The organism is Paraburkholderia caffeinilytica, from assembly GCF_046030355.1.
GTDB lineage: Bacteria > Pseudomonadota > Gammaproteobacteria > Burkholderiales > Burkholderiaceae > Paraburkholderia > Paraburkholderia caffeinilytica_B.
On the sequence record NZ_JAQQCQ010000040.1, the window covers coordinates 1 to 25,467 of the forward strand.

Here is a 25,467-nt window from a genome sequence, read left to right on the forward strand (position 1 = left end):
AAGACACAGGCGTTACGCCTGCACGGCAGGTATTCGGAAAGCCCGATAACCACCCCGCCCGCCATTTGGCCGGGCGGCTTCTTTTGTTGTATGCAGCAGTTCCCGCTAGCCGGCAAACTGCGCCAATACGCGCTCACGAATCGCCGGTCGGATATTCGACTGCGCCATGTTGCCTTGATAATGTGCGACCACACGTGGGTTCATCACGCGAAACCACAATGGCGGCACATAGGCGAGCATGATCATCGTCGCGTAACCGGAGGGTAATTGCGGCGCGCCATCAAAATGACGCAGAGCCTGATAAGAACGCGTTGGGTTCGCATGATGATCGGCGTGACGCTGCAACTGGTACAGAAACAGATTCGTCACGATGCGATTGCTGTTCCATGAATGTTGCGGCTGACAGCGCTCATACCGGCCGCTGGCGAGTTGTTTTCGGCCGAGCCCATAGTGCTCCAGATAATTCACCACTTCGAGCAGCGAAGCCCCGTACACCGCCTGAATCAACAGAAACGGAATCACCGTTTTACCGAACAGCGCGATCATCGCGCCCCACAGCACCACCGTCATGGCCCACGAGTGCAAGACCTCGTTGCGCCATGTCCACGGCGATTTGCCGAGGCGTTCGAGCCGATGCTTCTCGAGACGCCAGGCCGACGCGATGCTGCCGAATACTGTCCTTGGCAGAAAACGCCAGAATGATTCGCCGTAGCGCGCGCTCGCCGGATCGGGCGGCGTAGCCACGCGCACGTGGTGTCCACGATTGTGTTCGACGAAGAAATGACCGTAGGCGACCGGCGCCAGCGTGATCTTCGCGAGCCATCGTTCGAAGCCGTCGGTCTTGTGACCGAGCTCGTGCGCAGTGTTGATCGACACGCCGGTTGCCGCGCCTAGTGAAAGCGCAAAGCCGAGATAGTCGTACCACGTCAGCGCGTGCGTGCCGACAATCCACACCGCACCGAAGAACGATACGTATTCGATGAAGGTGGCGAGATAGACCACGCGGCGGTAATAGCGCTCCCGTTCGAGCGTGGGGACGACCTCCTCAGGCGGATTGCTTGGATCGTCACCGATCAGGTAGTCGAGCACCGGAATAATGCCGAACACGAAAATCGGCCCAAACCACCAGAAAATATGCCAGCCGGTCTGCAACGCCAGATTGGCGGCGTGCAGCGGCAAGGTGATGGTAAGCGCGCCGAGCAGCCACAGATAGCGCTTGCCGTCGACCCACCGAGCGGGGGCCGCTTGCGATGTTGCCATTGTCTCCCTCCTTGTTTTATGTCGCCGGGCGTCAGCAAGCTGTGTGCTTGTGAGCCAGTACGCATGTCGGCGGGACATTGCCCGACTCACAGATTTATATGGCCTGGCGGGAGGGATAGCCAAGGAATTGGCCTAGATGGGAGGCTCCAAACGAAGGGGCGTTTGGTGTGGCATTCGGGGTGGGCTTCGAGCGGGGGAATGAAACGGGTGTTTGGGGCGGCGCAAACGGCATCAGGGATGCAAGGCTCGGACTTGGGACTCCCGTGGCGCCAGAGCAGGCTGTCGCGCAGCTTGACCTCGGTGGGCCTAATTCATATTAGCGAGCATCGCCCCACAACAAACAAAAACGGCGACCCGAAGGCCGCCGTTCTTCTCTGCTCACACAACCCCATCAAACCGTCGCTTCAGTTTCCGCTTCACTCACCACTTCATCTTCATCGCTGCTGCGGATCAGGTGATCGAACGCCGAAAGCGATGCCTTCGCGCCCTCGCCCACCGCAATCACGATCTGCTTGAACGGGACCGTGGTGACGTCGCCGGCAGCGAACACGCCCGGCACCGACGTTGCGCCGCGCGCATCGACGACGATCTCGCCGTGCTTCGACAATTCGACCGTGCCCTTCAGCCATTCGGTATTCGGCACGAGACCGATCTGCACGAACACACCTTCGAGTTCGATGCTTTTCGTTTCGCCCGAACGCAAGTCCTTGTACACCAACCCGCTGACCTTCTTGCCGTCGCCGGTGATTTCCGTGGTCTGTGCCTGCGTGACGATCGTCACGTTGGCAAGGCTGCGCAGTTTGCGTTGCAGCACTTCGTCAGCCCGCAGTTGTGCGCCGAATTCGAACAGCGTCACTTCGCGCACGAGGCCCGCGAGATCGATCGCCGCTTCAACGCCCGAGTTACCGCCGCCGATCACCGCCACGCGCTTGCCCTTGAACAGCGGACCATCGCAGTGCGGGCAGTACGCCACGCCGTGGTTACGGTATTCGCGCTCGCCCGGCACGTTGATTTCGCGCCAGCGGGCGCCGGTGGCCAGAATGATCGTCTTCGCCTTCAGCACCGCGCCGTTCGCCAGACGCACTTCATTGATGCGACCCGGGATCAGCGCTTCAGCGCGCTGCACGTCCATGATGTCGACTTCGTAGCTCTTCACGTGCTGTTCGAGCGCCATGGCGAACTTCGGTCCTTCGGTTTCCGTCACGGAGACAAAGTTCTCGATCGCCAGCGTATCGAGCACCTGACCGCCGAAACGCTCCGCCACCACGCCGGTCGCAATGCCCTTGCGCGCCGAGTAAATCGCCGCAGCCGCGCCGGCGGGGCCGCCGCCGACGATCAGCGTGTCGAACACCGGCTTCTTTTCCAGTTCCTTAGCCGCACGCGCACCGGCATTGGTGTCGAGCTTCGCCAGGATTTCCTTCACGCCGCTGCGGCCCTGGCCGAACACTTCGCCGTTCATGAACATGGTCGGTACCGCCATGATCTGGCGCGCTTCGACTTCGTTCTGGAACAAGGCGCCGTCGATCGCCACGTGGCGGATGCGCGGGTTGAGCAGCGCCATCACGTTCAGTGCCTGGACGACTTCCGGGCAGTTCTGGCATGACAGCGAAAAATACGTTTCGAATTGATAGTCGCCGTCGAGATTGCGGATCTGTTCGATCACCGCATCGTCGAGTTTGACCGGATGGCCGCCGACCTGCAAAAGCGCGAGGACGAGCGACGTGAATTCATGCCCCATCGGAATACCGGCGAAACGGATGCCCGTTTCCTTACCCGGCTCGCCGATCGAAAACGACGGCTTGCGTTCGTCGTCGCCGCGACGCTCGATCACGGTGACGCGTTCCGACAACGTCGCGATATCGTTCAGCAACGCCAGCAGCTCTTGCGATTTCGCGCTGTCGTCGAGCGACGCAACGATCTCGATAGGCCTGCTAACCTTTTCGAGGTAGGATTTCAACTGAGTCTTGAGATTGGCGTCCAGCATGGCTTTCGATTCCGTGACGAGGGGTGTTGGGTCCCGGGCGCCGCGCGCATCCGGATAGGAGACACGCGGCCCGGGAGCGTACGAACCGCTGTAAAACGCGGTCCGCACGGCGATGCGCCGTGAGGCGCTTACTGCGGGAGGCTTAGACCTTAGATCTTGCCGATCAGGTCGAGCGACGGCGTCAGCGTTTCTGCGCCCGGCGTCCACTTGGCGGGGCAAACTTCACCCGGGTGAGCCGCGATGTATTGCGCAGCTTGCACCTTGCGCAGCAGTTCGCCAGCGTCACGGCCAATGCCGTTGTCGTGAATTTCGGCCAGCTTGATCTCGCCTTCCGGGTTGATCACGAACGTGCCGCGCAGTGCCAGACCTTCTTCTTCGATCAGCACGTCGAAGTTGCGCGAGATGGCCAAGGTCGGGTCAGCGATCATCGGGTACTTGATCTTCTGGATCGTGTCCGACGTGTCGTGCCATGCCTTGTGCGTGAAGTGCGTATCGGTCGACACGCTGTAGATTTCGACGCCGAGCTTCTTGAATTCGGCGTAACGGTCGGCCAGGTCGCCCAGTTCGGTCGGGCACACAAACGTGAAGTCAGCCGGGTAGAAAACGAAAACCGACCACTTGCCCTTCAGGCTTTCTTCAGTAACGGTCTGGAAATCGCCGTTGTGATAAGCCTGTGCCTTGAACGGTTTGACTTGACTATTGATGATCGGCATTTACTGAGTCCTCTTTCGAAGTGGTTGGAAAGTGGAGTCAGTATCTCAGACACCGCTTAATAGGTAAAGCGGTGTGTTTAAATTATTTCGATAGTTTATTACTATTTGACTGGCTACCGGTGACTATTGCGTCGCACCAATCCTGGGATCCGTCTCTCATGAGCCGCCAGAGGGTCGTGCGGCCAATTCCCAGCGCCCGGCTTGCTGCGGCGCGATTGCCGCCAACCTGTTCGAGGGCGCGCATGACATCTTCGCGGGTGGGTGCGCGACGGGCCGAAGGGTCGCGGGCGACGTGCGCGGGAGTCATGGCTCCCTGCACGTCCGCGGCCGTCTGCCGCATCCGCCCGAATTCCGGAAACACCGCCTGCAAGTCCTGCCAGCCTTCGCTGGCCGGATCGCTCAAATAAATCGCGGCGCGCGCCAGCAGATTTTCCAGTTCCCGCACGTTCCCAGGCCACGCATAGTGCTCAAACAAGGGGGCGAGGAAGGTCAACACCCGCTCGAGCGCGGCATCCGACAGCCCATATTGGAGCGCGCTGCGCTTCAACACGTGCCGGGCCAGTGGCGCGACATCGCCCCGCCGTTCACGCAGCGGCGGCAATTCTATCTGAAGCAGATTCAGCCGAAAATACAGGTCCGCGCGAAACACACTCTGCTCGACCAGTGCATGCAGATCGCGATGCGTGGCGGCGATCACCCGCACGTCGATCGGAGTCGCACGCCCGGCGCCGAGCTTCATGACTTCACGCTCCTGCAACACGCGCAGCAGCCGGCTTTGCAGCGCCGCCGGCATCTCGCCGATCTCGTCGAGAAAAATCGTGCCGGTGTGGGCGATTTCGAACAGGCCCGGCTTGCCGCCCCGGCGCGCGCCGGTGAATGCCCCCTCTTCATGACCGAACAGTTCGCTTTCGATCAGCCCTTCGGGCAACGCCGCGCAATTGAAGGCGACAAAGGGATTGCCGCGCCGCCGGCTGGCATTGTGGATGCCCTGCGCAACCAGTTCCTTGCCGGTGCCGCTTTCGCCGCTCAAGAGTACGGTGGCGTCGTGAGCCGCACCTGCACGCGCTAACCGCCGCACCCGCTCTAGCGCCGCTGAGCTGCCGATCAAATCGTCCAGATGATGCCGTGCGACCAGATGCTTCGGCCGCTGGCTGGTGCGCAGCGAGCGGTCGATCCGCTGCGCGACCAGCGCGTCCTGCACCGTCACCACCGAACCCGAGCGCAAGCCCTGCTCGACGATCGGCACGCAGTTGACGATCAGCGCACGGCCGCCGATCTGCTCGATACGCTCCTCCACCGGCAAACCATGTTCGAACGTCTCGCGCAGCAGCGGGCCAACTGCGCGTGTCAATTGCGTCGGAATGTCCTGGTCGCGGTCAAGGCCGAGCAGATCGAGCATCGCCGGATTGACGGCTTCGAGTTGGCCGGCGTCGTCGAAAGCGGCCACGCCGTCGCGCAGGTGGCCGACGATCGTGTTCAACCGCACCCGCTTCGATTCCTTCTGGCGGCTCACGCGCGCCAGTTCCACCGAGCGTTCGAACGCTTCTTCGACCGCGCCCAGCGAGTACAGGAAAACGCTCTCCAGACCGGCTTGCTGGGCAACATCGCAGGCCATGCCGGGACCGATGATGACGCTGCAACCCTCTGCCGCGAGGTCCGCAACGGCGAGCCGCACCTCGTCGATCGAACGGTACGCACGCTGTTTCAGGCCGACGTTCAACCACGCGCTCAGGTCCGCGAGTTCGTGCGAAATGGTTTCGTGCAGGACAAGGCCGATTGGGGCCCCCGGCCAGGTGGTCGTGGCGCGGGTGATCGCGCTCAGCACGTCGAAACCGTTCACCTTGACCATCACCACCGGCACGCTCAGGTTGTCGCGCAGGTAGGCGCCGTTCGATCCGGCGGCCAGCACGACGTCGACCGAACCCGCGTCCACATAGGCCTGCAGGGCCGTGACAGCAGCGCCGTAACCCTCCCGCACCGAAAAGAACCTCGCGCGATCGGCATAACGCGGCGCGACTGTCTCGCAAACTGATTGCAAGCGGCTGATACTGACGAGAGCAACGCCCGGGAGGCCAGAATGGGGACTGGCAAGGGATGACGTGAAGGTGGACATCGCAACGCTCCGGTCGTAGCTGGAACGTTCCACGAAACGTTTCATGGAACACTCCGGCATTCTGCCACGAACCGCGCCGTCACCCCTACTCGACCTAAGTTGCTGATTGTTTGGCATAAATCCCAGGACACCGGCGAATGGCATAGTTCCTGCGATTGGTGCCTGACGTTCTATCCCTTACTTCCCATCTGGAGACACACCGCCATGAGCACTTCCGCCACCCGCCGCGCCGCCTTCCGCGCCAAAGTCAACCAACGCCAGGGCCTGCTCGTGCCGGGCGCGTTCAACGCGATGAGCGCGCGCGTGATTGAGGATGCCGGCTTCGAAGCGATCTACATCACCGGCGCAGGTGTCACCAATATGTCGCTCGGCCTGCCCGACCTCGGCTTCATTGGCCTCGCCGAAGTCGCCGAACATTGCGCGCGGATTCGCGACGCCGTCGCGCTGCCGCTGATCGTCGACGCCGACACCGGCTTCGGCAACGCGCTGAACGTGCGCCAGACCGTGCGCGTGCTCGAACGCAGCGGCGCCGACGTGATCCAGTTCGAAGACCAGATCATGCCGAAGAAATGCGGCCACTTCGCCGGCAAGGAAGTCGTCAGCACGAGCGAGATGGTCGGCAAGATCCGCGCAGCCGTCGACGCCCGCGAAGACGGCAACCTGCAGATCATGGCGCGCACCGATTCAGCCGCGGTCCACGGCATTGAAGATGCGATCGAGCGCGGCCATCGCTTCATCGAAGCCGGCGCGGACATTCTGTTTATCGAAGCGACCGAATCGCTCGCCGACATCGAACGTCTACCGGGGCTGTTCGACAAGCCGCAACTGATCAACATCGTGATCGGCGGCAAGACGCCGGTGCAATCGCGTGAAGCGCTCGCCAAGCTCGGCTACGGCATCGTGCTGTACGCGAACGCGGCGCTGCAAGGCGCGGTGCTAGGCATGCAGCGCGCGCTCGGCACGCTGCAGAGCAACGGCCGCCTCGATGAGGACGCGACGCTGGTCGCACCGTTCAGCGAACGCCAGCGTCTGGTGAACAAGCCGCTGTACGACAAGCTCGACCGGGAATACGCGGCGAAGGATTGAGCAGGAAGAAAAGCCGTGTCTCCGGCGTGCTGCTTATCGTGGGCTGCTGTGCGCCGCTATGTATCGCGAATTGTTGCGTTACGATGCGGGGTTGGTACCGACAGGCCGCGACCTCATTACCCGTCTACTGAGGGACGCCGGAAGCACGTTTTAAAAAGGTTGTCGCAAGAACATGAAGTCAACACAATCGCGCCGGATATGCCGCCACGCTAAAGACGCTGAAGGCGTCATCGAATACACACGCAACGGCACAGTGCTGAGGACGGCGCAATGACCGGCGGCGGCGCACGCAATTCGCACGTCGGCTGGCTGCCGTATATCGTGGCCGCCACCTTCTTCATGGAGTATCTCGACACCACGGTGATCGCCACGGCATTGCCGCAGATGGCGCACTCGTTCGGCGTCGGACCGAACAGCCTGAGCCTCGGCATGACGGCTTATATGCTGGCGCTGGCGATTTTCATCCCCGTGAGCGGCTGGGTCGCCGACCGCTGCGGCTCGCGCACGGTGTTCTTCAGCGCGATCGGCGTGTTCACGGTGGCTTCGGTGTTGTGCGGCTTGTCGCAGAACGTGACCGAATTTACCGCCGCGCGGCTGCTGCAAGGCATGGGCGGCGCGATGATGGTGCCGGTGGGCCGTTTGATCGTGGTGCGCAGCACGGAAAAGAGCCGGATGATGCAGGCGATTTCGACCATCACCTGGCCGGCCATTGCCGCGCCGGTGGTCGGACCGCCGGTGGGCGGCTTCATTACCACTTATGCGTCATGGCGCTGGATCTTTCTGTTGAACGTGCCGTTCGGTCTGGCAGCGATGGCCGTTGCGCTCGCGCTGGTGCCGAACCTGCGTGGCACCGAACGCAAGCCGCTCGACATCGTCGGCCTGCTGCTGAGCGCCACGACGCTGACGGCGATTCTGTATGGCGCTGAACTGGCGAGCCAGCCTGGCGAGAATCCCTGGGTGGCCGGCGCGTTCATCGCCGGCGGATTGTTGATGGGCGTGGTGGCGTTCCAGCATGCCAAACGTCACCCGCATCCGCTGATCGACGTATCCACGCTGAAAATCCCGACTTTTTCCGTGACGGTGGTGACCGGCTCGTTCACCCGGATCGGCATCGGCGCAGTGCCGTATCTGATGCCGCTGCTGTTCCAGATCGGTTTCGGCTTGTCCGCGTTCAAGTCGGGCCTGTTGCTGCTCGCGAGCGCGCTCGGCAACCTCGGTATGAAGGCGCTGACCACGCGTATCCTGCAACGCTACGGTTTCCGCATGGTGTCGATTGTCGATGTGGCGGTGGCCGGTATTTTCATCATTGCCTGCGGACTGTTGACGCCGAACGTGCCGCTCGTGCTGGTGCTGTTCGTCGTCTTCATCTACGGCGTTGCGCGCTCGATGCAATTCTCGACGCTTGCCACGCTAGCCTACGCCGACGTCGCACAGCCGCAGATGAGCGCGGCCAGCACGCTATGGAGCGCCGCTGCCCAGATGACGATCGGTTTGGGCATCGCCTTCGGCGCCGTCTCGCTGCGCGCGGCGGCGTTCTTCAACGGCGAGACGACCGGCCGTGTATTCACCCTGGACGATTTCCGTCTGGCGTTTCTGTTTGCCGGCGTGCTGACGCTGGTGTCCGTGACAGGCTACCTGGGTCTCGCGCACGATGCCGGACAAAGCATCGGCGGCGGTTCGCGCGGCGCCGAAGATCCGGCGAAGGGTTGACCTCGCAGCGAGGCCGGAACGGCGGAAGGGTTTGAAGCGAAGTTGCAGCAGCGGCATCAACCGGCGCCGCATCCTTTAATGGCCTGATCAGAACAAGCGGAGACACGCGGTGCAAGCAGACGACCTGACGATTTCGAGCAACAAGACCGACCTCGACACGGAGATGGTCTACGCGTTCCTGTCGCAGGAAACAGCCTGGGCGAAGGGCATGCCCCGCGAAACGTTCGACCGGGCGATAGCGGGGTCGCTATGTTTCGGCGCATATATCGAAGGCAAGCAGATCGCGTTTGCGCGCCTGATAACGGACGAGGCAACCTTCGCCTACCTGTGCGATGTTTTTGTGCTGCCGGCATACCGTGGCAAGGGCTACGCGTCAGCGTTGATGAAGCATATATTCGACAGCCCGTCGCTCACCGGTTTGCGAAGAATCGTGCTGGTGACAACAGACGCTCACCACGTCTACGAGCCGCACGGCTTCAAGGGATTGGCGACGCCGGAGCGTTATATGGAACGGCATAACCCGGACGTTTACCGCGCAACTTAGGCGAGGCGAAGCGCGGGCGGTGGATGACCAGGCCGTCCGTTAGCGGGAGAGGAAACGCGGGATTGACGACCGGCCGCCAACGGACGAGGTGGGCCAGACCGCCGGCGGCCGTTACAGCACTGTCATCGGCGCGCCACGTTCGACGGGTACTTTCCTGCGACAACCTAACCCGTCCCGACCCCATGCCACAGTCCCCCGTGCGCGACCGCGACAGCCATAGCCGCATCATAAAAGGCGGCCGCCGTGCTTAAAGCCGCCTCCGCCAGTGCGCTGCTCAACGCTTTCCTCATGGCGATACAGATCACCATCGGCCTGACAGCACATTCGGACGGACTGTTCGCCGACGGCATCCACACCTTGAGCGATCTGGCCGCGGACAGCGTCGTGCTGATCGTGCTGGTTCTCAGTTCGAAACAGCTGAACACAACGCCGCGTGAAGGAGACAGCAGCGCCGCACAGGCCGTGGCATCCCTCTTCATCGCCGCCCTGCTGATTATCACAGCGGGCGAAATGCTCTGGCACAGCATCGGGCAAACCGTCACGTTGAGCGGCAACACGGCGATGCAGGTCTGCGCGCTCGCCGTCAGCGGCTTCGTCACGATCGCCAAGGAAGCGCTATTCCGCTACATGCGCGCCGAAGGCCAGCGCACCGGCTCGGCGATTCTGCTGGCCAGTGCATGGCATGCGCGAATGGATGCGGTGTCGGCGCTGGTCGCGACGCTGGGTGTGGCCGGCGGCATAGCGGGGATGCCCGTACTCGATCATGTGGCCGGCGCGGCGATCGGTCTGATGATCATGCGCATGGGATGCGTCAGCGCGCGCAGCGCGTTGCGGCAACTGTCAGCCGGCGCGGCGGAAAAAACCGCGGCGCCGCATGCGGCCGAATAGTGCGTGCCTCAGCCGTAGGCGCGCTCGCGCATCCACTTCGTCATGATCCATTTGTCGCCGCCGAGCACTGGCGCGCCGCCGTGCAAGGTCAGTGGATCGAGTTGATGCTGGCCGTTCATATAGCGGAAATAGACCGCGCCGCCTTGCCTTGCCGCGACTGACAAGCCCGCTTCCGGGAAAATGGTTTCGCCGCCGTCGGGCACGTCATTCAGATAGATCACCAGGGTCGCCACTCGCTGGCCGCCCTGGGCGGTATGCACCGCGCTGCCGGGTTGATCGGGCGGGAAATAATCGAAGTGCGGACGATATTCGCCGGTCGTGCCGTAATGCAGAATCTGCAGTCCCTCGCCGTTTTCAACCGGCCAGTTCATCAGACTCGCAATGCGGCGGTCCATCTTTTCGATAAACGCGTCTTCTCCGCGCTGGTACCAGATGCCTTCACTGGTGCGGTTGCGGATCACGTCTTCCTTGCCGGTGGCGGGATTGACAGTAGTTGACCGTTTCAGCCGATGGCGCGAGCGCTCGATCATCTCGTTGCATTCGTCGGGCGACAAGACATCCGCGAACACGATCACTTGTGGCCGCTCGCAGCGCATCAACACGCGGACGTCGCGATCGTGCGCACGGATCACATTGCCGCGCGCAACCGGCGACGCGTCATAGTGGTACGTTTGCGGCCCGGCTTTTGCCCGCGCGGCCTCAGTCGCCGGCGGCGAACCCGCTGCATCCGCCGGATTCATGCCGAACGCTTTGTGCACCTCGGCGCGCGCGGCTTCCGTGGCGAAACCGGCCTGCACCATCGCATCGATCATCGAGTCGATGCTGCAACCGCGCGCGACGTTGCTGCTCAGCCACGTTTCCCATGACGCATCCACTACCGGCATACCACTCCCCGCTTGTCCATGTCCCGAAATACTGCATCAACTGGACGGCTCATAGCAAGGCTGGGTGGATGGCGCGAGGCAAACGCATTCAGTGTTACGCGCTGCGCTGCCTGCGCCGATAGAGGTCGAGACCTTTTCGCGCCTGCGCTCTGATTGCGCGCTGCACGAAAGGCGTCCAGCCGAGCAACGCGCCTTTGGTCCCCAAAGCCTGACGAGCCCAACGCCAAAGATCGAACGTATCGCGATGTTCGACGATGCGGCCTTCGCGAAACCGGAAGCGGGCGTCGATGCGGTTGACCACGGTGCGGCCGGTTTGACTGAATGTGTAACGGGCCACCCAGTGGGCGCGGCCGTGCAGCTCGTCGGCTTCGACGCCGTCGAACGTCAGCGAGAAGTCTTGCGCGCGCGATACCAGCATGCGCCACATGTCGCGGGCTTCTTCGCCGCGCAGTTCGCCAAAGGCCGGATCGCTGAAGACCACGTCGTCGGCATAGCAGGCAGCCATCGCTTCGGCGTCGCGCTGCTGGAATGCGGTGTAAAAACGCTCGATCAATTCGGTGTTGGGATGGCTCATTTTCTTGTGCAGTGCGTTAGCCGGTCAGCCGGTGATGGAAACGGCCTGGAAAGGCGTGCGCGCCGGGACTCGGGCGCGCACGAGCAGCACACAATATCGGAAAACGGGGCGGCCAGGGGCGCGCCGGCGGCTTCGACACCAGACCGTTGCTGCATCGATCAACGCCAGAGCGCCGGCGGCGCACCACACAGCTTCGGCAGTGGTGAATCGATCCAGCGCACGGTGCGATTGCCTCGCTACCCGTTCGCAGCCATCCTGCGCACCCGTGCAGTTTCGCCTCTGCGACCCAGCAGCCATACGCCCGCGGCAATCGACACCCCCACCGCGCCGGCCAGATAAAGCGCCGCGGCAAAGCCACTGGCAAAGCTCGCATGCGCGGCCGACACCACCGTGGCCCGCAGCGCGGGCGGCAGATGCGCGGTGGCCTGCGCCATATCGCCCGCCAGCAGGCGCGACATGAAACCGGCGTCGAGCGCCGCGCTGATATCGGCCGTCATTGACGTGCTCACTACGAACGCAGCGTGGGTGCGGGCCGCGAGCACCGCGCCCAGCACGCCCACCGAGGTGACGATGGCCGTGAAGCGCGTCGTCGTGCTGATGCCGGACGCCATGCCGGTTCGATCCGGCGGCACGCACGCCATGATGGCCTTCTGTGTATCGCCGTTCATGATCCCCGCACCCAGCCCGGTCACGATCATGCCGAGCGCCACCAGCGCATAGCGTGCATCGCCGGCGACCAGCGCCGTCAACAGATTGCCGGCCGCGATCAGCAGCAGCCCGGCCGACAGCAGCGCCATGCCCGACAAGCGCCTCGCGAGCGCCGCGCCGATGTACGGTCCGAGCACCATCGACAGCGCGAACGGCAGCATGCCGACGCCCGCCCTCACCGCCGACAGGCCGAACGCATTCTGCAGATACAGCGGCAAGAACGTCATCATCACCTGAGCGCAGGCCGCGTAGCCGAACATCGCGAGCACGGCCGCGACAAAGCGCGGCTGGCGGAACAGCGCAAGGTCGACCATCGCATGCGCCCGCGAACGTTGCACCTGGACGAATGCGACAAACAGCAGCGCGCAGGCCGCGAGCCTGGCGCCGGTTGTCCAGCTCGCGAGGCCGTCTGTCGGCACCTCGATCAACGCCCAGATGCCGAGCGCGAGCGCAAGGCCGAACAGGATGCTGCCGGCGGCATCGAGCGGACCGGGCTCGGGATTGCGCGACTCGCGAATCGAGCGCGACGCGCACCACGCGAGTACGGCGCATATGGGCAGATTCAGCAGGAAGATCCAGCGCCAGCCGAGCCATTGGGTAATCACGCCGCCGACGAGCGGCGCCACCGTCGTCGCAAGACCCATGCAGGTGCCCCACACAGCCCATGCCCGCACGCGCGCGGGTCCTTCGTGAAAGGTGTTCGCGATCACGGCAAGCGCCGCGGTGAGCAGCATCGCGGCGCCGACGCCCTTGACCGCGCGCGCTACATTCAGCATCGCCGCCGACGGCGCCGCGCCGCAACCGAGCGAAGCGAGAAAAAATACCGCAAGCCCGAGCAGCAACATCCGCTTACGGCCGGCGCGGTCGGCAAGGCCGCCCGCGGGCAGCAGACACGACGCGAAAGCGACCATATACGCGCTGACCACCCATTCGACATCGGCAAAACTCGCGTGAAACGAGCGTGCAATCGATGGCAAGGAAACGGCCACGACGTTGGTATCGAGCACGATCAGCGCACAGGTTGCCGATGCGGTAGCCAGCACGAACGCGGCGTTGACGGGTTCCGGGTCTTTGGCGTCACGGGAGCCGGACGGTTGCGCCAGCAACGTGGAAAGGGGTGACGGGGATGACATACAGGCACGCGGAGTCGAATCAGGGTGATCCGATGGTAGCGAAGCGTCTATTGCCTGTCATTGGCATAAAATCACAGAATAATTAGCTAATAGAGCAATACCGGCAACCATGCGAAAGCTCGAACTCCGCCATATCCACGCATTCGTTTGCGTCGCAAGGCATCTGCACTTCTCCCGCGCTGCGGATGAATTAGGCATCACTGCCCCAACGCTAACCAAGCTGATCCAGGAAGCGGAGCGGTTGCTCGGCGTACGGCTCTTTCATCGCACCAAGCGGTCGGTGGTATTGAGCGCGGCAGGCAGTGCCTATCTCGCCGAAGCGCTCAGCGCGCTCGACCACCTCGCGCGCGGCGAAGAGCGTGCGATTCTCGCCGAGCGCGGCGAGTTGGGACGGATCGAAGTCGGCTACGTGGCCTCGGCCGCCTATGCGGGCGTATTGCAACGGGCGGTCGGCGGCTTTCGCGCCCAGTATCCGGGCGTCGACATTTCGATTCGCGAAGTGCCCATGGACGGCGCGGCCGAGATGCTGCGCGACGGCCTCCTCGACGCGGCCTACGTGCGCCCGCCGATGCCGCTCGTCGAAGGCATTCAGGCAAGCACCGTGCATCGCGATACGTTCGTTCTTGCGCTGCCGGAAAATTGCGCACTCGCCCGTTTACCCGATATCAAGCCCGCGCAATTACGCGACCAGTGTTTCGTGCTGCCAGAACAGGAAGCCGGCACCTTTGAAGTCGCACGGCGCGGCCGTTTTGCGCCGCGACTCGGACCCCGCCCCGGCACGCTCGCGGCGGTGCTGGCCTGCGTCTCGCTAGGCGGTAACGTGGCGGTCGTGCCGAATACCCTGGCTGACTGCATCGCGTTGCCGGGCGTCGTCTACCGGAACATCGCCGGCAAACCGATTGCCTCGGAAATTGCCATCGCCTACCGAAAGTTCGAACGGGCGCCGGCCGTGCGGGCGTTTCTGGCGTTCTCTCTCGCGTTCTCGCAAGGCCGATAAAAAGGCCTGCGCTACCCTCCTCGCGTCTTTCGTTATATCCTGTCGAATATCACGGTAGGCTGTGCGGAGCGTGGCGGCATGTCCGTCAGGCACGCCCGGCAAAGCGAAACAAGGAAGCAGGAGCCAGCAGCAGTGCGTAGTCGACCCACATTGCGATCTACAGTGTCCGACGCGGCGGGCCGCCGCCCGAAAGGACTTTCGTCGCCCATCGTCGCGGTAAAGTCGGCCTCCGAACGGGGCCGCGCCGAACTGATCCGCGATGTCGTGGACGCTTACCGGCGCCTTTACGGCAGCGTGCAACGCTTCGTGCTGATGCTGACGGATGACCAGTTGAATTTCGCCTCGGTGGGCACCTCGGGTTCGCATTCATTGAACCAGTTGCTGTCGATCCTCGTCGAGCAGGCCAAGGCGGCGGCTTTCGTCCGTCTGCGCGACCTGAAAGCCGCGATCGAAGAAGCGCGCTCGGCCGAACAGCTCCGTGATGCGATTTTCTCGGACGTGTTCAGCAACGACCTGGCCGCGTTACGCAAGGTGGTAGTGGAACTCGAACGGCTCGATACGGCGTTTATCGGCCTGTGTGTCGGGCACGTTCTGGAGCAGCATGCACGGGCAGCCGGCAGCACTGGGCCAGCCGTCGTCCGGCGCGCCGCCGGCCGTGCTGCGGCCGCCCCTGTCACCGCGTCCGCCGCTGCTTCCGCCAAGGTCACTCAGCGCAAATCGCGCGCTGAGCCCACGCCAGTCCATCCCAACGAATAATTCGCCGTTAGCGCATATGAACGTTTTCTTCCGCCGATCGCTATATCTTTTCAAATATATCGCCGGCAGCGCTTGCATCGCGGGCATGTCCAGCACGCACGTTCAGTCAGCCTGACGCCAGAACCGTATTCGAGGTCCTCATGCACACGCCCCCGTTTCGTCTCGCCCAGCCATCGCGCCTCAAACTGTCTGGCGACGAGCTTGCCGGTACCGGCTTGCAAGCGGCCGATCCGTGCTGCACGCCGCCCAAGGCGTTGCTACCGACCACCAAACGGCGCGCGCGCCTTGCCGATCTCGACGGCCAACTGCATTGTTCGATCATCGGCACCTGTCTGAGCACGCACGAATTGCGCAAGCTGGTGCCTAAATTCACCGGCCTCGATCGCCGGGACGCGAGCGATCTGGAGATTCATCACTCGGCCGTCGAACTCGCAATCGATGGCGGCGCGGGCGCCAAAGCCTTGCACAAGTTGCTCGACGAGCACTATGCAACGGCGATCCGCCGCTTCGACAAGGCCGCCGACGATGTCGAGCTGCTGAAACTCTGGGACGAAGCGCTGAAAAGCGGCGAGATTCCGCCTGCTTACTGGGCCTTGATGACGCATCCGTGCGCGACCCTGCAGGTGCGCCAGAAAGCGTTTGGTGAATTGCACATGCTGTCGCATCTGGTCGGCGCGGCGAATCGTGCGGATATCCGCCGGCTGGTTGCGCTCGAAGCGGAAAACGCCGGGTTGAAAGAGAAAGTCGAGCAGCAACAACGCCGTTTGCAGGAGATCAGCATGCAGCGCGACGCAACGATCGCCGCGCTCAACGAGCAGATCGCGCAGCTCACTGCCCTGGCCGCGCGGCAGACGCCGACGGACCCCACCGATCTCGAAGCCGAGATAGCGAGGCTGCGCGACAAGCTGGCCGACAGCGACCAGCGGGTGGCCCTGCATACGAGCCGCCGTGAGGCCGCTGAACAGCGCGTGCTGCAGGAACAAAGCGCGGCACTCGCATTACGCAAGAGCCACGATCAGGCGTTGGCTCAGCTGTTGCTGGTGCAAAACGAATGCGACGCGCTGGAACGCGCGACGGTGGATGCAGCGGATAGCAGCAATGGCGTGCAGACGCGGCAAGCCAGCCTCGACAGCTTGCGCGGCAAACGGATTGTGTATGTGGGCGGCCGCCCCGGCTCGAATGCCGCGCTCAAGCGGCTGGTGGAGGCCGCCGGCGGTGATTTCGTGGTGCACGACGGCGGCGTGGAAGATCGCAAAGGTCTGCTTGCCGCCGCATTGCCGGGAGCGGATATCGTCGTGTTCCCGGTCGACTGCGTCGATCATGATTCGATGAATACGCTCAAACGGGTGTGCGAGCGCCACCAGATCGACTATCACCCGTTGCGCACAGCGAGCGTGGCGAGCTTTGTCGAATTGGTGGACCGGCTGCGCTCCGAGCCTCTTGCCCAGTTGGGCAATCCGCCGCCCTCGGCGTTTTGCCTGCGGCACGGCTGAGCGGCGCGGGGTTATTCAGCCGCCCTGCCACACTCAGGAGCGAATCATCCGGGTCAGTTCAGCGATCTGCTTCGCGCAACTTCGCTGCGCCTCGACTTCGACGTCGCGGTACAGACGAATGATGGTTTCGCCGACCGGCGTCAGCGTACAGCCGCCGCCGCTTTGACCGCCCTGCTCCGAGTGCGTGGCGGGCGCCTTGAGCGAGCGGTTCAGCTCGTCGATCAGCAGCCATGCGCGCCGGTACGACATGCCAAGGCTGCGCGCCGCAGCCGAGATCGACCCGTATTCACGCACGGCTTCGAGCAGTTCGACTTTGCCCGGCCCGAGCGCAACGGCGTCACCGCTGCGGATGCGCATTCTGAAGCGCACTTCGGGGCGCGGTTTCGCGGATTGTGCTGCGGATCCTAGTTTGGTTTTCGCGGTATCAGCCATGCGCAAAAGCATACACGAACCGCCTCGCCCTGCCACCCTGGCTGAATGGCCATCAGTCGTGGCCGGGAAAGCAATGTCCGTAGTCTTCGCAGCCTGGGCAACCGGGCGCCGGACCGGGCTGAAGCCCTAACGAAAGCGCACGTTGCTGGGCGAGGAATTTCTTCCAGCGCAGGTTATCGACATTCCGCACGACGAGCGTCGGGAAATAACGCGTCAGCATCCATGTGACTTCTTCACGGCCCGCCAGGCCGAGGTCGCGCCACAGGTGATCCGGCCGCAAGCACGCGTGAGCGATGATCGAGGCGAGGCAGTGCGCGTCGTTCGGGTCGACGGCGGTGCTGGCATGCGTGAGCAGCAACGCGTTTAGCGTGTCGACGAATACCGCGTGTTCAGTGGTGTCGACGGGCGGCAATGCAGGCAGGGACGCAAGCATCGACGCAGGTGCCCGCACAAAATGCCGCTCCAGCAACGCGCGCCACACCGGCTGGGACAACCCCAGCAGCACAAGCTCATGCCGCACGTCGCGCGCGGCAATCAGCTTCGCGAACAATCGGGTATCGGGTGAGGCGGCGTCCGTGGCCGCGGCCAGCCACTTCGCCGTGCATTCGGCAACCTGCGCATCGAGCGTCGCACGCAGCAGTTCAGGGCTGCGCACGGCAGGTTCCGCAACAGGCGAAAGGCGTTCGTCAGACATGGCGGCAACACGATGAAGAACACCGAGCCATATTACGCCCGTCGCTCGAATCAGCTACGCCAAAGGCTTCAGGACGTGCGCCTCGATACGCGCGAGGCGTTTGACATGGCGTGGCGCGGGCAGAATATCCGAACCGGAAAATAGAATCGGCGCGCCGTCTTCAGCATCGAGTGTGCGGCCACCGCATTCGTATGCGACCAGCACACCCTCGCCCACCGGCGTGTTGAACAGTTCGTGCCACGAGAACGTCACGACGTAGCCGTCGTGCCCCACCGCCACGAACACGGTACGTTTGAACTCGCCCGGCACCTCGTTCGGCAGGCCCGCTTCCGAGATCAATGTGGTCAGACGCACGCCGCGATAAGGCTCGACGCTGCGGATGAAACGGTTTGTCGTGTAACAGCGCAGATCGAATGGCCTGGCTAGCACGCTTTCGTAACCCTTGAGCCGTTCGAGATCGAAAGACAGCGTTCGCTGGAACCGCCCGCTCAGGACGAGTGCGCCTTCGACGGCAGGCGCGGCAATCACATTCACACTATCCATACGTGGTTATCTCCAGCATTGATGCCTGAGCAGCTTGTTCACTCGTTATGTCTGTGTGTATATTACGCTGCGATGGCCGCCCCGGTGCAAAACCGCATCGATACGCACTATATCGCCAGGCATATCGGCCACGCCGCCGGCATCGTCCACATCTATAAAAATTCGCGGCTCGCGGCGGGCCGCCGGCTTTGCGGCCGCCCTTCAATCCGGCCTTCAATCCGGCCGCTCAGGAGATCACATGCGCCTCTCACCCGCTCTGCGACATACCACCCGCCTCGCCCTCGTCAGCTGCGGCCTGATCGCTTTGCTGGCGGGTTGCGGCGGCGATAACGTCACGGCCGTCCCGCAACGGATCGCCGTCAGCGCTTCGCCGAACGGCATCGCGGTGCGCGCGGCGGACGGCGCCGTCTTCATTACCGACGATCAAACCAACGGCGTGCTCTCCTCGCCCGACGGCCATACCTTCTCGCATTACGCCGCCGTGCCGGTCGTGGCCGGCCAGGCCAACAGCCTGAGCCAGTTGAGCTTCGCCGACGCCGGCGCGCTGATGATCGAACGCTTTGGCTTCGGCACCGCGAGCGCGGTATTCAGCATCACGGGCGCGGACACGATTGCGCCGCTGAGCGGCCCCGATCCGGCGCGACGCCGTCTCGGGCTCATCTCGATCGGCTCGAATCGCTTACTGTCGACGTGGTTCATCAAAAACGGCAGCGCGCCGCCACAGGGCGGCTTGAGTCTCATCACCTATGATCCGACCGCCCACACCGCGGTCGAGCGCGATCTGCTGACGAGCCTCGGCAAACCGGTCGGCGTTGCCGTGTCGGGCGACACCGTGTACGTCTCCGATCAGGCGAACAACAACATCGTCAAAGCGAGTCTGAGCGCGCTGCTCGGCGGATCGCAGGCGGTCGCGCCAGGCGCGACGCTCGCGCAGATCAACAGCCCCGATCTCATGGCCGTGGATGCAAACGGCACCCTCTATACCAAGTGCAACGCCACGGGCCTCTGCCGGATCGCGCCGGACGGCACCATCAGCGTGCTTGCAAACGACTTTCAGGACGCACGCGGCGTGGCCGTGGACGCACCCCGCCACCAGCTATACGCGATCGATCGCGCCGCCAGCACGAGCGGCACCAGCTACGTGCGGATTTTCCCGCTCAATTGACCATACGGCGCACATCGACTTACAACGCAATGCAATGACGTCGTAATATAGCGCTCTTAATAACGTACCGGGGTTAATCGCATGATTCGCAAGCTGCTTGCCTCTTTCGTGGTGGTCGCCGGGGTGGTGACGGCCACGCCCGCCTTCGCGCAGGACGACACCGTCAACGTGCTTTATGCCGGTTCGCTCGTCAATCTGATGGAGCGTAGCGTAGGCCCTGCCTTCGAAAAGGCCACCGGCCAGCACTTCCGCGGCTACGCGGCAGGCTCGAACAAGATCGCCAACGAGATCAAGGGCAAGCTGCGCCGCGGCGACGTGTTCATCAGCGCGAGCCCGAAGGTGAACACCGGCCTGATGGGCCAGGCGAACGGCGACCACGTGACGTGGTACGTGAATTTCGCCGAATCGCCGTTGATGATCGGCTATAACCCGCAAAGCAAATTCGCGGCCGATTTCAAGAGCAAGCGCTGGGATCAGGTGTTGCAGGAGCCGGGCATCCGTATCGGCCGTACCGATCCGAAGCTCGATCCGAAGGGCGCGTTCACCGTCGAGATGATGACGAAGGCCGCGGAGCTCTACCATCAGCCTGACCTCGTCGAGAAAACGCTGGGCGACGCGGAAAATCCCGCGCAGGTTTTGCCTGAAGAAACGCTGGTGGGCCGCTTGCAATCCGGTCAGCTCGATGCCGGCTTCTTCTATTCGACCGAAACGTCCGACCTGAAAATTCCGGCGATCCACCCTGCGCCCGAATTGCAGGCCAAAGCGAGCTACACGTTGACCATCCTCAGCGATGCACCGAACCGCGAAGGCGCAAGCAGCTTCGTCGACTTCCTGTTGAGCGCGCAAGGCCGCGCGCTGCTCAAGCAACACGGCGTGGACGTCATCAAACCGACCATTACCGGCAACGTGCAAGCCATGCCGCCTTCGGTGCAAGCCGTGATCGACGCCGCGCAATAAGCGCGGTGAAGCAGGCGGTGAAACGGTCCGCCGCGCGACCGCTGCTGTGGCTGGCCGCGCTGCTTGCCCTCTATCTGTGTGCGCCGTTTATCGCGAGCGTGCCGCAGCTCGGCACGGCCGATTGGCCGAATGTCGATTGGCGCGCGGTGTGGTCGGCGGTCGGCATCTCGGCGGCGAGCGCCAGCGTGGCCTCGTTCGCGATTCTGCTCGGCGGCGTGCCGCTCGGCTATTTTCTGGCGCGCTCGAACTCGCGCAAGATGGCGCTGCTCGGCTTCGTCGTGCAGTTGCCGCTCGCCTTGCCGCCGCTCACGAGCGGCGTGCTGCTGCTGTTTCTGCTTGGGCCCTATAGCTGGGTCGGCCGATTCACCAGCGGAGTGCTGACGGATTCGTTTGCCGGCATCGTACTCGCGGAAACCTTCGTGGCCGCGCCCTTCCTGATCATCGCCGCGAAATCGGCGTTCGCCGCCGTGGACCCCGTGCTCGACGACGTGGCCGCGACGCTCGGCCATCATGCGAGCAGCCGCTTTTTCCGCGTGATGTTGCCGGTTGCATGGCCGGCGATTCGCGCGGGCCTCGCGCTTGCGTGGTTGCGTGCGTTCGGCGAATTCGGCGCAACGGTGATGGTGGCCTATCACCCGTATTCGCTGCCGGTGTACACGTATGTCGTATTCGGTGGCCAGGGTCTTCCGGCGATGATGCCGCTGCTGCTGCCGACGCTCGCGATTGCGATTGCCTGCGCGGCATTGTCGATTTACAGCCTGCGGCAGAAAGCGGCGCTCGAACAAACCGAAAACGGCGACGACGCGTTGGAAGCCGGCACGGATCTGACGGCGAGCCGGGGCGAGCGGTCCGATGTGCGCCTCGCCTTTCACTTGCAGCGCCGCCTGGGCGCGTTCGAACTCGACATAGCATGGACGCCCGCGACGCGGCGGCTTGCGATCATCGGGCCGTCGGGCTCCGGCAAATCGCTGGCATTGCGTCTGATTGCAGGGCTCGAATCCAACGCGTCCTGTTCCGTCCGGCTCGGCGCAAAAGATCTGAGCGCGCTGCCGCCCGAGGGCCGCCAGATCGGCTACATGCCGCAAGACTACGGTCTGTTTCCGCACATGACGGTCGCACAGCAACTCGCGTTTCCCGTCGATGCCGACGCAGCCAGCGCGCACTACTGGCTCGATCATCTCGGCCTGACACAGCTGGTTGCGCGTTTGCCGCATCAATTGTCGTTCGGTCAGCGTCAACGCGTAGCGCTGGCGCGGGCGCTCACGCGTCATAGCGAATTGCTGCTGTTCGACGAGCCGTTCGCGGCGCTCGATACGCCGCGGCGGCGTCGTTTGCAGCAGTCGCTGCGCGCGTTGCAGCGGGAGATTGCGGCGGTGACGATCATCGTCACCCACGATCCCGACGAAGCAGCGCTGCTTGCCGACGAGGTGCTGGTGCTTGAGCAGGGGTGCGTGCTGCAGGCGGGTCCCATCGCTGGGGTATTCGAACGGCCGGCCTCGATGCGGGTTGCCGAGTTGCTCGGGCTGCACAACGTCGGCGAAGGTTTGATGACGGCGCCAGGGCAAGTCGAAATAGGCGGTGGATTGGCGATCGCGACGGGCGCAAGCGGTTCTGTCATGGCTGCGGGACAACGGGTGATGTGGCGTATCTCGTCCCACGCCGTGGTTATTTCACCGGATGGCGCCCATGCCGGTGTGGTCGACGCAGTCGAGTTAAGGCGCGGTGAGCGGTATGTCCGCCTGAATATCGCGGGCGTGCGATTCGACATTGCGAACGAAGATGCCGGGCTGCGGGAAGGAAGCCGCTGCCGGATTGACGTCGATGCCCGTGGCGTTTCGGTCTGGCACTTGGACTGACGCGTTTGTTTTGACTTTGGTAGTGACGTGGCGATCGGGCCGCCGCCGCGGCTAGAGCAGCCAGACAGGCCATCCAACTCCCGGCTAACCCTCGCCCGCGTGAGCCCTCTCCCTGATTTCAGAAAACGTCACGTCCACGAGCAATTTTCCCGAATCGAAAACCGTGACGAGCGCCTCGTCCCAATCGCCTTCAAGGGCAGGGGCATCCCACACCACCGGTAGCGTGGCCGTCCGGTATTCGCCCGTGTGACGATTCACCAGCAACGTCAGCCGCCCTTTCATCGACCGTTTGCCGATATCCGTGACCGGGTCCTTGCGTACGTCGTGCCACTCGTCGCCGAGCCGGATGGCCGAACACTTCATGGCGAACCGCTGCGTATCGCGGTTGATCTGCTGCAACAGCGCACCGCCCATGCCGAAGACGATGTTGTCCGCCGCAAAACCGGCCTCATCCATGGCCGCAAGGATGGCTTCGATCGAATCCGGATTCACACCGTCGCCCTGAATCACGCGCACGTTGTTGAGCACGCGCCGCCCCTTGCCGTTCACCGTCGAACCAAACGACGCCTCGAGCGCCCGCATGGTCTGCAGCACAATCGTCAGTGGGTCGCCGGAATCCGGACGAATTACCAGCGTGCCGCCGGAATCGAGCACCGCCTGCTTCAGCGTCGTACCCCACACCTCCAACGCGGCGAACAGGTCGTAAGAATCCGACACCACCGAAACGATCGCACCCGGCTTGCCGAACCTCGCGATCATATTGCGGAATGCGTCGGTTTCACGCTCGCGCCCCCATGACGTGATCGTGCTGTGCTCCGCGGCCGGCACGGAAAACGCGGCCATCGGTTCGTTGTAGTAGTGGTTCGCCGCCACCACCCCGAGCACCGTATCCGAGCCCATGAAACTGACAAGATGCGCCGAGCCGCCAATTGCCGCCGACTCCGCACTCGACACCCCGCGCGCACCGAAATCGTGTAGCTTGAACGGCAATTGCGCGAGGTCGTCGCTACTCTTCTCCAGATACGCACGGATCGTCTTGCGCAGATGCCAGCTTTGCGTCGCGACCGTAACCGGGTACCACACGCGCAGCAACATCGTTTCCAGATACGAGGCCAGCCAGAACACCTGGGGATCGTCACACTCGACAGTGACCAGAACATTGTGCGTGGGTACGACCGAGCCTTCCGGCACCGCACGAATCCGCACGGGCAGATAGCCGTCATGATGCTCGACGACGTAGCGCCAGCCGGCTTCGTTGAACGGCTCGCCGTGCGCCGTGAAAAATGCCTTCGCCTGCTCGATCATCTCCGCGGTAATGGGGCGGCACAGATACGTCTTGATCAGCATCTGCAAGCCGAAAAACAACGTTCGGTCATAGCGCCCCCCGCGCGATTCGATGTATGAAAACATCGCCGACGCTTCGGGCGGATACTGCAGGTAGTGCGACGCCTTGTATGAATCCGTGTTGAGGATCGGATTGGACAGGATCGACGCCATGTCGTTGAACGGGTTGATAGCGTTTTGCATGGATGATGCGTCAGAACACGCCCGGAATCACTCGAAACCGCACCTTACTCCTGTACGCGCGATACCGCTCGTCATCGGAGAGGAGCCGCTCCTCCCGCACGATGCGTCCAACCTGCAACGCAAACTGGCACCCATAGACAATCACGTTCTGAATCCCGAAGTTCGCCAGCAAAAATCCGATGTCCGTCAAGAAATACCCCAGGTACATGGGGTGGCGCATGAACCGGTAAGCCCCGCGGGAAACGACCCCGCGATTGGCGGGCAAAATGCCGAAGGACCGGCGCAGCGACACCTTCGCGAACAGTTGCCAGAAAATCCCCAGCAATTGTAACGACGCACCGGCTACCTCCGGAATGAGCTGCACACCGGGCGAAAGCCGCACGGCAAGAAAATAGAACGTCCCGCCCACGGCGCAGATAAAAGCGAAAGGCGTCCAGTCACGGTTGACGGGCACCCGCGCAAATAACGACAAACCGAGGGTCATGAACGCGCCCACCACGAGCAGCAGCAAGGTGATGCGCGTGGGCGCCGCGAGCCATTGCTTGACCGCCGCATAAGTAAAGATGCTCAACATGAGCGCCGCGGCAACGCGTGCGAGGATTTCGATCAACGCTTCGCGCATGCCGCCAGCCGGCATGACGCCGGCGCCCTGGTCGACGCGAGGCGCTGCGCTCGCCGGGTCGATGATCGTGGCATCCTGGAGAGGGCCCCCACCATCGAATTCCCGCGAGGGTGTGGTCTTTGTCATGGCACACTCATTTCGATATGCGAATTACTTTTCAAGCCTGCTGCGTCAAGGCTTCCGGTCCGTCAGTGTCGCAGCGTAGCAGTCACACCGGCCGGATGTCCACACTGTGCCACGCACGCCCTGATTCCATTCCGGCGTGCGCGTCCCGGCGACTGGATGGATTCAGCGGCCAGAATAGCAGTCGACACTCAGATGTAATCGTCGGGTCCGGCTGGATCAACGTCCGCACCGCGCTCGTGGCCTCGTTCGGGCGACAGCGGTAGCTCATAGATCGAGTCGCGCTGAATTTCGGCCTGAGCCTTGCGTTTCATCGCCTCGGCGATCACCAGCGTGAGCAGATCGGCGGACGGCGCGCCGAACAACGCGTGCGGCCCCGTGACAAGACGCTGATAAGAAAGATGACCGGCGCCATGCGCCGTTATGTGGTGGTCCAGCCGCAATGCAGCCGGCTTGCTGATCGTTTTCATGACACCCCCGAATGATGGGCCATTTCAAGGCCGCATCCAGGTAAGCCGTGCCCGCGCAAATGCGCCGACACGGCGCCCGGCCCACCCTGTGACGCATGCCTCTCTATGGAGACTAAGGCCATTTCTCCCCGCTTCTTCGCGCCGGCTGGTCCTGACCGTGCGCTGCCCCGTCCCTGTTCTGGGTGTCGCGTGCTCGCGAATTGCCCGAGCACGGCACCTGTCGCTATAGCGATCG

The 25,467-nt window shown here is 63.2% G+C and carries 23 protein-coding genes; 10 read left to right on the forward strand and 13 right to left on the reverse strand.

From position 1 onward, the window contains the following. Nucleotides 1-105: 105 nt before the first annotated feature. The 4 genes from PQQ95_RS35200 to prpR all read right to left on the reverse strand — a co-directional run bounded on the left by PQQ95_RS35200 (nt 106) and on the right by prpR (nt 6,070). Nucleotides 106-1,260 (reverse strand): alkane 1-monooxygenase, encoded by a 1,155-nt coding sequence (locus PQQ95_RS35200; RefSeq protein WP_408446632.1) that lies wholly within the window; start codon nt 1,258-1,260, stop codon nt 106-108. A 391-nt stretch (nt 1,261-1,651) separates the two neighbouring features. After that, on the reverse strand, nt 1,652-3,244 hold the full coding sequence (gene ahpF, locus PQQ95_RS35205) for an alkyl hydroperoxide reductase subunit F (protein ID WP_408446634.1): 1,593 nt from the start codon (nt 3,242-3,244) through the stop codon (nt 1,652-1,654). Nucleotides 3,245-3,393: 149 nt separating this feature from the next. After that, nucleotides 3,394-3,957 carry an alkyl hydroperoxide reductase subunit C gene (gene ahpC / locus PQQ95_RS35210; protein ID WP_054035375.1) on the reverse strand — a complete coding sequence of 188 codons (564 nt, stop codon included), beginning with the start codon at nt 3,955-3,957 and terminating at the stop codon, nt 3,394-3,396. 82 nt (nt 3,958-4,039) lie between these two features. Next, nucleotides 4,040-6,070: a propionate catabolism operon regulatory protein PrpR gene (prpR, locus tag PQQ95_RS35215; protein WP_408446726.1), complete on the reverse strand. Its 2,031-nt coding sequence runs from the start codon at nt 6,068-6,070 to the stop codon at nt 4,040-4,042. Nucleotides 6,071-6,274: 204 nt separating this feature from the next. Between prpR and PQQ95_RS35220 the strand changes: the two genes are divergently transcribed. The 4 genes from PQQ95_RS35220 (at nt 6,275) to PQQ95_RS35235 (ending at nt 10,298) form a co-directional block, all read left to right on the forward strand. After that, entirely contained in the window at nt 6,275-7,156 is an 882-nt protein-coding gene (locus PQQ95_RS35220) for an isocitrate lyase/PEP mutase family protein (RefSeq protein ID WP_408446636.1), read from the forward strand. 270 nt (nt 7,157-7,426) lie between these two features. Continuing rightward, nucleotides 7,427-8,866, forward strand: coding sequence for an MFS transporter (locus PQQ95_RS35225; protein WP_408446639.1), 1,440 nt, complete (start codon nt 7,427-7,429; stop codon nt 8,864-8,866). Between the two features lie 109 nt (nt 8,867-8,975). Further along, nucleotides 8,976-9,410 carry a GNAT family N-acetyltransferase gene (locus PQQ95_RS35230; RefSeq protein WP_408446641.1) on the forward strand — a complete coding sequence of 145 codons (435 nt, stop codon included), beginning with the start codon at nt 8,976-8,978 and terminating at the stop codon, nt 9,408-9,410. Nucleotides 9,411-9,653: 243 nt separating this feature from the next. Further along, nucleotides 9,654-10,298 carry a cation diffusion facilitator family transporter gene (locus PQQ95_RS35235; protein ID WP_408446643.1) on the forward strand — a complete coding sequence of 215 codons (645 nt, stop codon included), beginning with the start codon at nt 9,654-9,656 and terminating at the stop codon, nt 10,296-10,298. A gap of 8 nt (nt 10,299-10,306) precedes the next feature. On the opposite strand, the gene PQQ95_RS35240 is transcribed toward PQQ95_RS35235, so the two are convergent. The 3 genes from PQQ95_RS35240 to PQQ95_RS35250 all read right to left on the reverse strand — a co-directional run bounded on the left by PQQ95_RS35240 (nt 10,307) and on the right by PQQ95_RS35250 (nt 13,597). After that, nucleotides 10,307-11,182 (reverse strand): 2OG-Fe(II) oxygenase, encoded by an 876-nt coding sequence (locus tag PQQ95_RS35240; RefSeq protein ID WP_408446646.1) that lies wholly within the window; start codon nt 11,180-11,182, stop codon nt 10,307-10,309. 94 nt (nt 11,183-11,276) lie between these two features. Then, on the reverse strand, nt 11,277-11,756 hold the full coding sequence (locus PQQ95_RS35245) for a nuclear transport factor 2 family protein (RefSeq protein WP_408446649.1): 480 nt from the start codon (nt 11,754-11,756) through the stop codon (nt 11,277-11,279). 236 nt (nt 11,757-11,992) lie between these two features. Then, entirely contained in the window at nt 11,993-13,597 is a 1,605-nt protein-coding gene (locus tag PQQ95_RS35250) for an MFS transporter (protein ID WP_408446652.1), read from the reverse strand. Between the two features lie 109 nt (nt 13,598-13,706). On the opposite strand from PQQ95_RS35250, the gene PQQ95_RS35255 reads away from it, so the two are divergent. From PQQ95_RS35255 to PQQ95_RS35265, 3 genes are all read left to right on the forward strand, one after another. After that, nucleotides 13,707-14,594, forward strand: coding sequence for a LysR family transcriptional regulator (locus PQQ95_RS35255; RefSeq protein WP_408446654.1), 888 nt, complete (start codon nt 13,707-13,709; stop codon nt 14,592-14,594). Between the two features lie 162 nt (nt 14,595-14,756). After that, complete coding sequence (locus tag PQQ95_RS35260; protein ID WP_408446657.1) at nt 14,757-15,350, forward strand: hypothetical protein; 594 nt, start codon at nt 14,757-14,759, stop codon at nt 15,348-15,350. Between the two features lie 140 nt (nt 15,351-15,490). Beyond that, nucleotides 15,491-16,843: a DUF2325 domain-containing protein gene (locus PQQ95_RS35265; RefSeq protein WP_408446660.1), complete on the forward strand. Its 1,353-nt coding sequence runs from the start codon at nt 15,491-15,493 to the stop codon at nt 16,841-16,843. A gap of 33 nt (nt 16,844-16,876) precedes the next feature. On the opposite strand, the gene PQQ95_RS35270 is transcribed toward PQQ95_RS35265, so the two are convergent. The 3 genes from PQQ95_RS35270 to PQQ95_RS35280 form a co-directional block, all read right to left on the reverse strand. After that, nucleotides 16,877-17,200, reverse strand: coding sequence for a winged helix-turn-helix domain-containing protein (locus PQQ95_RS35270; protein WP_408446663.1), 324 nt, complete (start codon nt 17,198-17,200; stop codon nt 16,877-16,879). 127 nt (nt 17,201-17,327) lie between these two features. Further along, the gene (locus PQQ95_RS35275; RefSeq protein ID WP_408446666.1) at nt 17,328-17,930 is read right to left on the reverse strand and encodes a nitrogen fixation protein NifQ; all 603 of its coding nucleotides are present in this window, start codon (nt 17,928-17,930) and stop codon (nt 17,328-17,330) included. 93 nt (nt 17,931-18,023) lie between these two features. After that, complete coding sequence (locus PQQ95_RS35280; protein ID WP_408446669.1) at nt 18,024-18,512, reverse strand: molybdopterin-dependent oxidoreductase; 489 nt, start codon at nt 18,510-18,512, stop codon at nt 18,024-18,026. Between the two features lie 238 nt (nt 18,513-18,750). Between PQQ95_RS35280 and PQQ95_RS35285 the strand changes: the two genes are divergently transcribed. The 3 genes from PQQ95_RS35285 to PQQ95_RS35295 all read left to right on the forward strand — a co-directional run bounded on the left by PQQ95_RS35285 (nt 18,751) and on the right by PQQ95_RS35295 (nt 22,490). Then, complete coding sequence (locus PQQ95_RS35285) at nt 18,751-19,677, forward strand: hypothetical protein (RefSeq protein WP_408446671.1); 927 nt, start codon at nt 18,751-18,753, stop codon at nt 19,675-19,677. An 81-nt stretch (nt 19,678-19,758) separates the two neighbouring features. Then, nucleotides 19,759-20,634, forward strand: a complete 876-nt coding sequence (locus tag PQQ95_RS35290) for an extracellular solute-binding protein (RefSeq protein ID WP_408446674.1) — start codon at nt 19,759-19,761, stop codon at nt 20,632-20,634. Between the two features lie 17 nt (nt 20,635-20,651). Beyond that, complete coding sequence (locus tag PQQ95_RS35295) at nt 20,652-22,490, forward strand: ABC transporter ATP-binding protein/permease (RefSeq protein ID WP_408446677.1); 1,839 nt, start codon at nt 20,652-20,654, stop codon at nt 22,488-22,490. Nucleotides 22,491-22,574: 84 nt separating this feature from the next. On the opposite strand, the gene PQQ95_RS35300 is transcribed toward PQQ95_RS35295, so the two are convergent. The 3 genes from PQQ95_RS35300 to PQQ95_RS35310 form a co-directional block, all read right to left on the reverse strand. Then, the gene (locus PQQ95_RS35300) at nt 22,575-24,017 is read right to left on the reverse strand and encodes a nicotinate phosphoribosyltransferase (protein WP_408446679.1); all 1,443 of its coding nucleotides are present in this window, start codon (nt 24,015-24,017) and stop codon (nt 22,575-22,577) included. Nucleotides 24,018-24,027: 10 nt separating this feature from the next. Continuing rightward, nucleotides 24,028-24,654: a methyltransferase family protein gene (locus PQQ95_RS35305; RefSeq protein ID WP_408446728.1), complete on the reverse strand. Its 627-nt coding sequence runs from the start codon at nt 24,652-24,654 to the stop codon at nt 24,028-24,030. A 299-nt stretch (nt 24,655-24,953) separates the two neighbouring features. Then, on the reverse strand, nt 24,954-25,232 hold the full coding sequence (locus PQQ95_RS35310; RefSeq protein ID WP_408446682.1) for a hypothetical protein: 279 nt from the start codon (nt 25,230-25,232) through the stop codon (nt 24,954-24,956). Nucleotides 25,233-25,467: the final 235 nt, after the last annotated feature.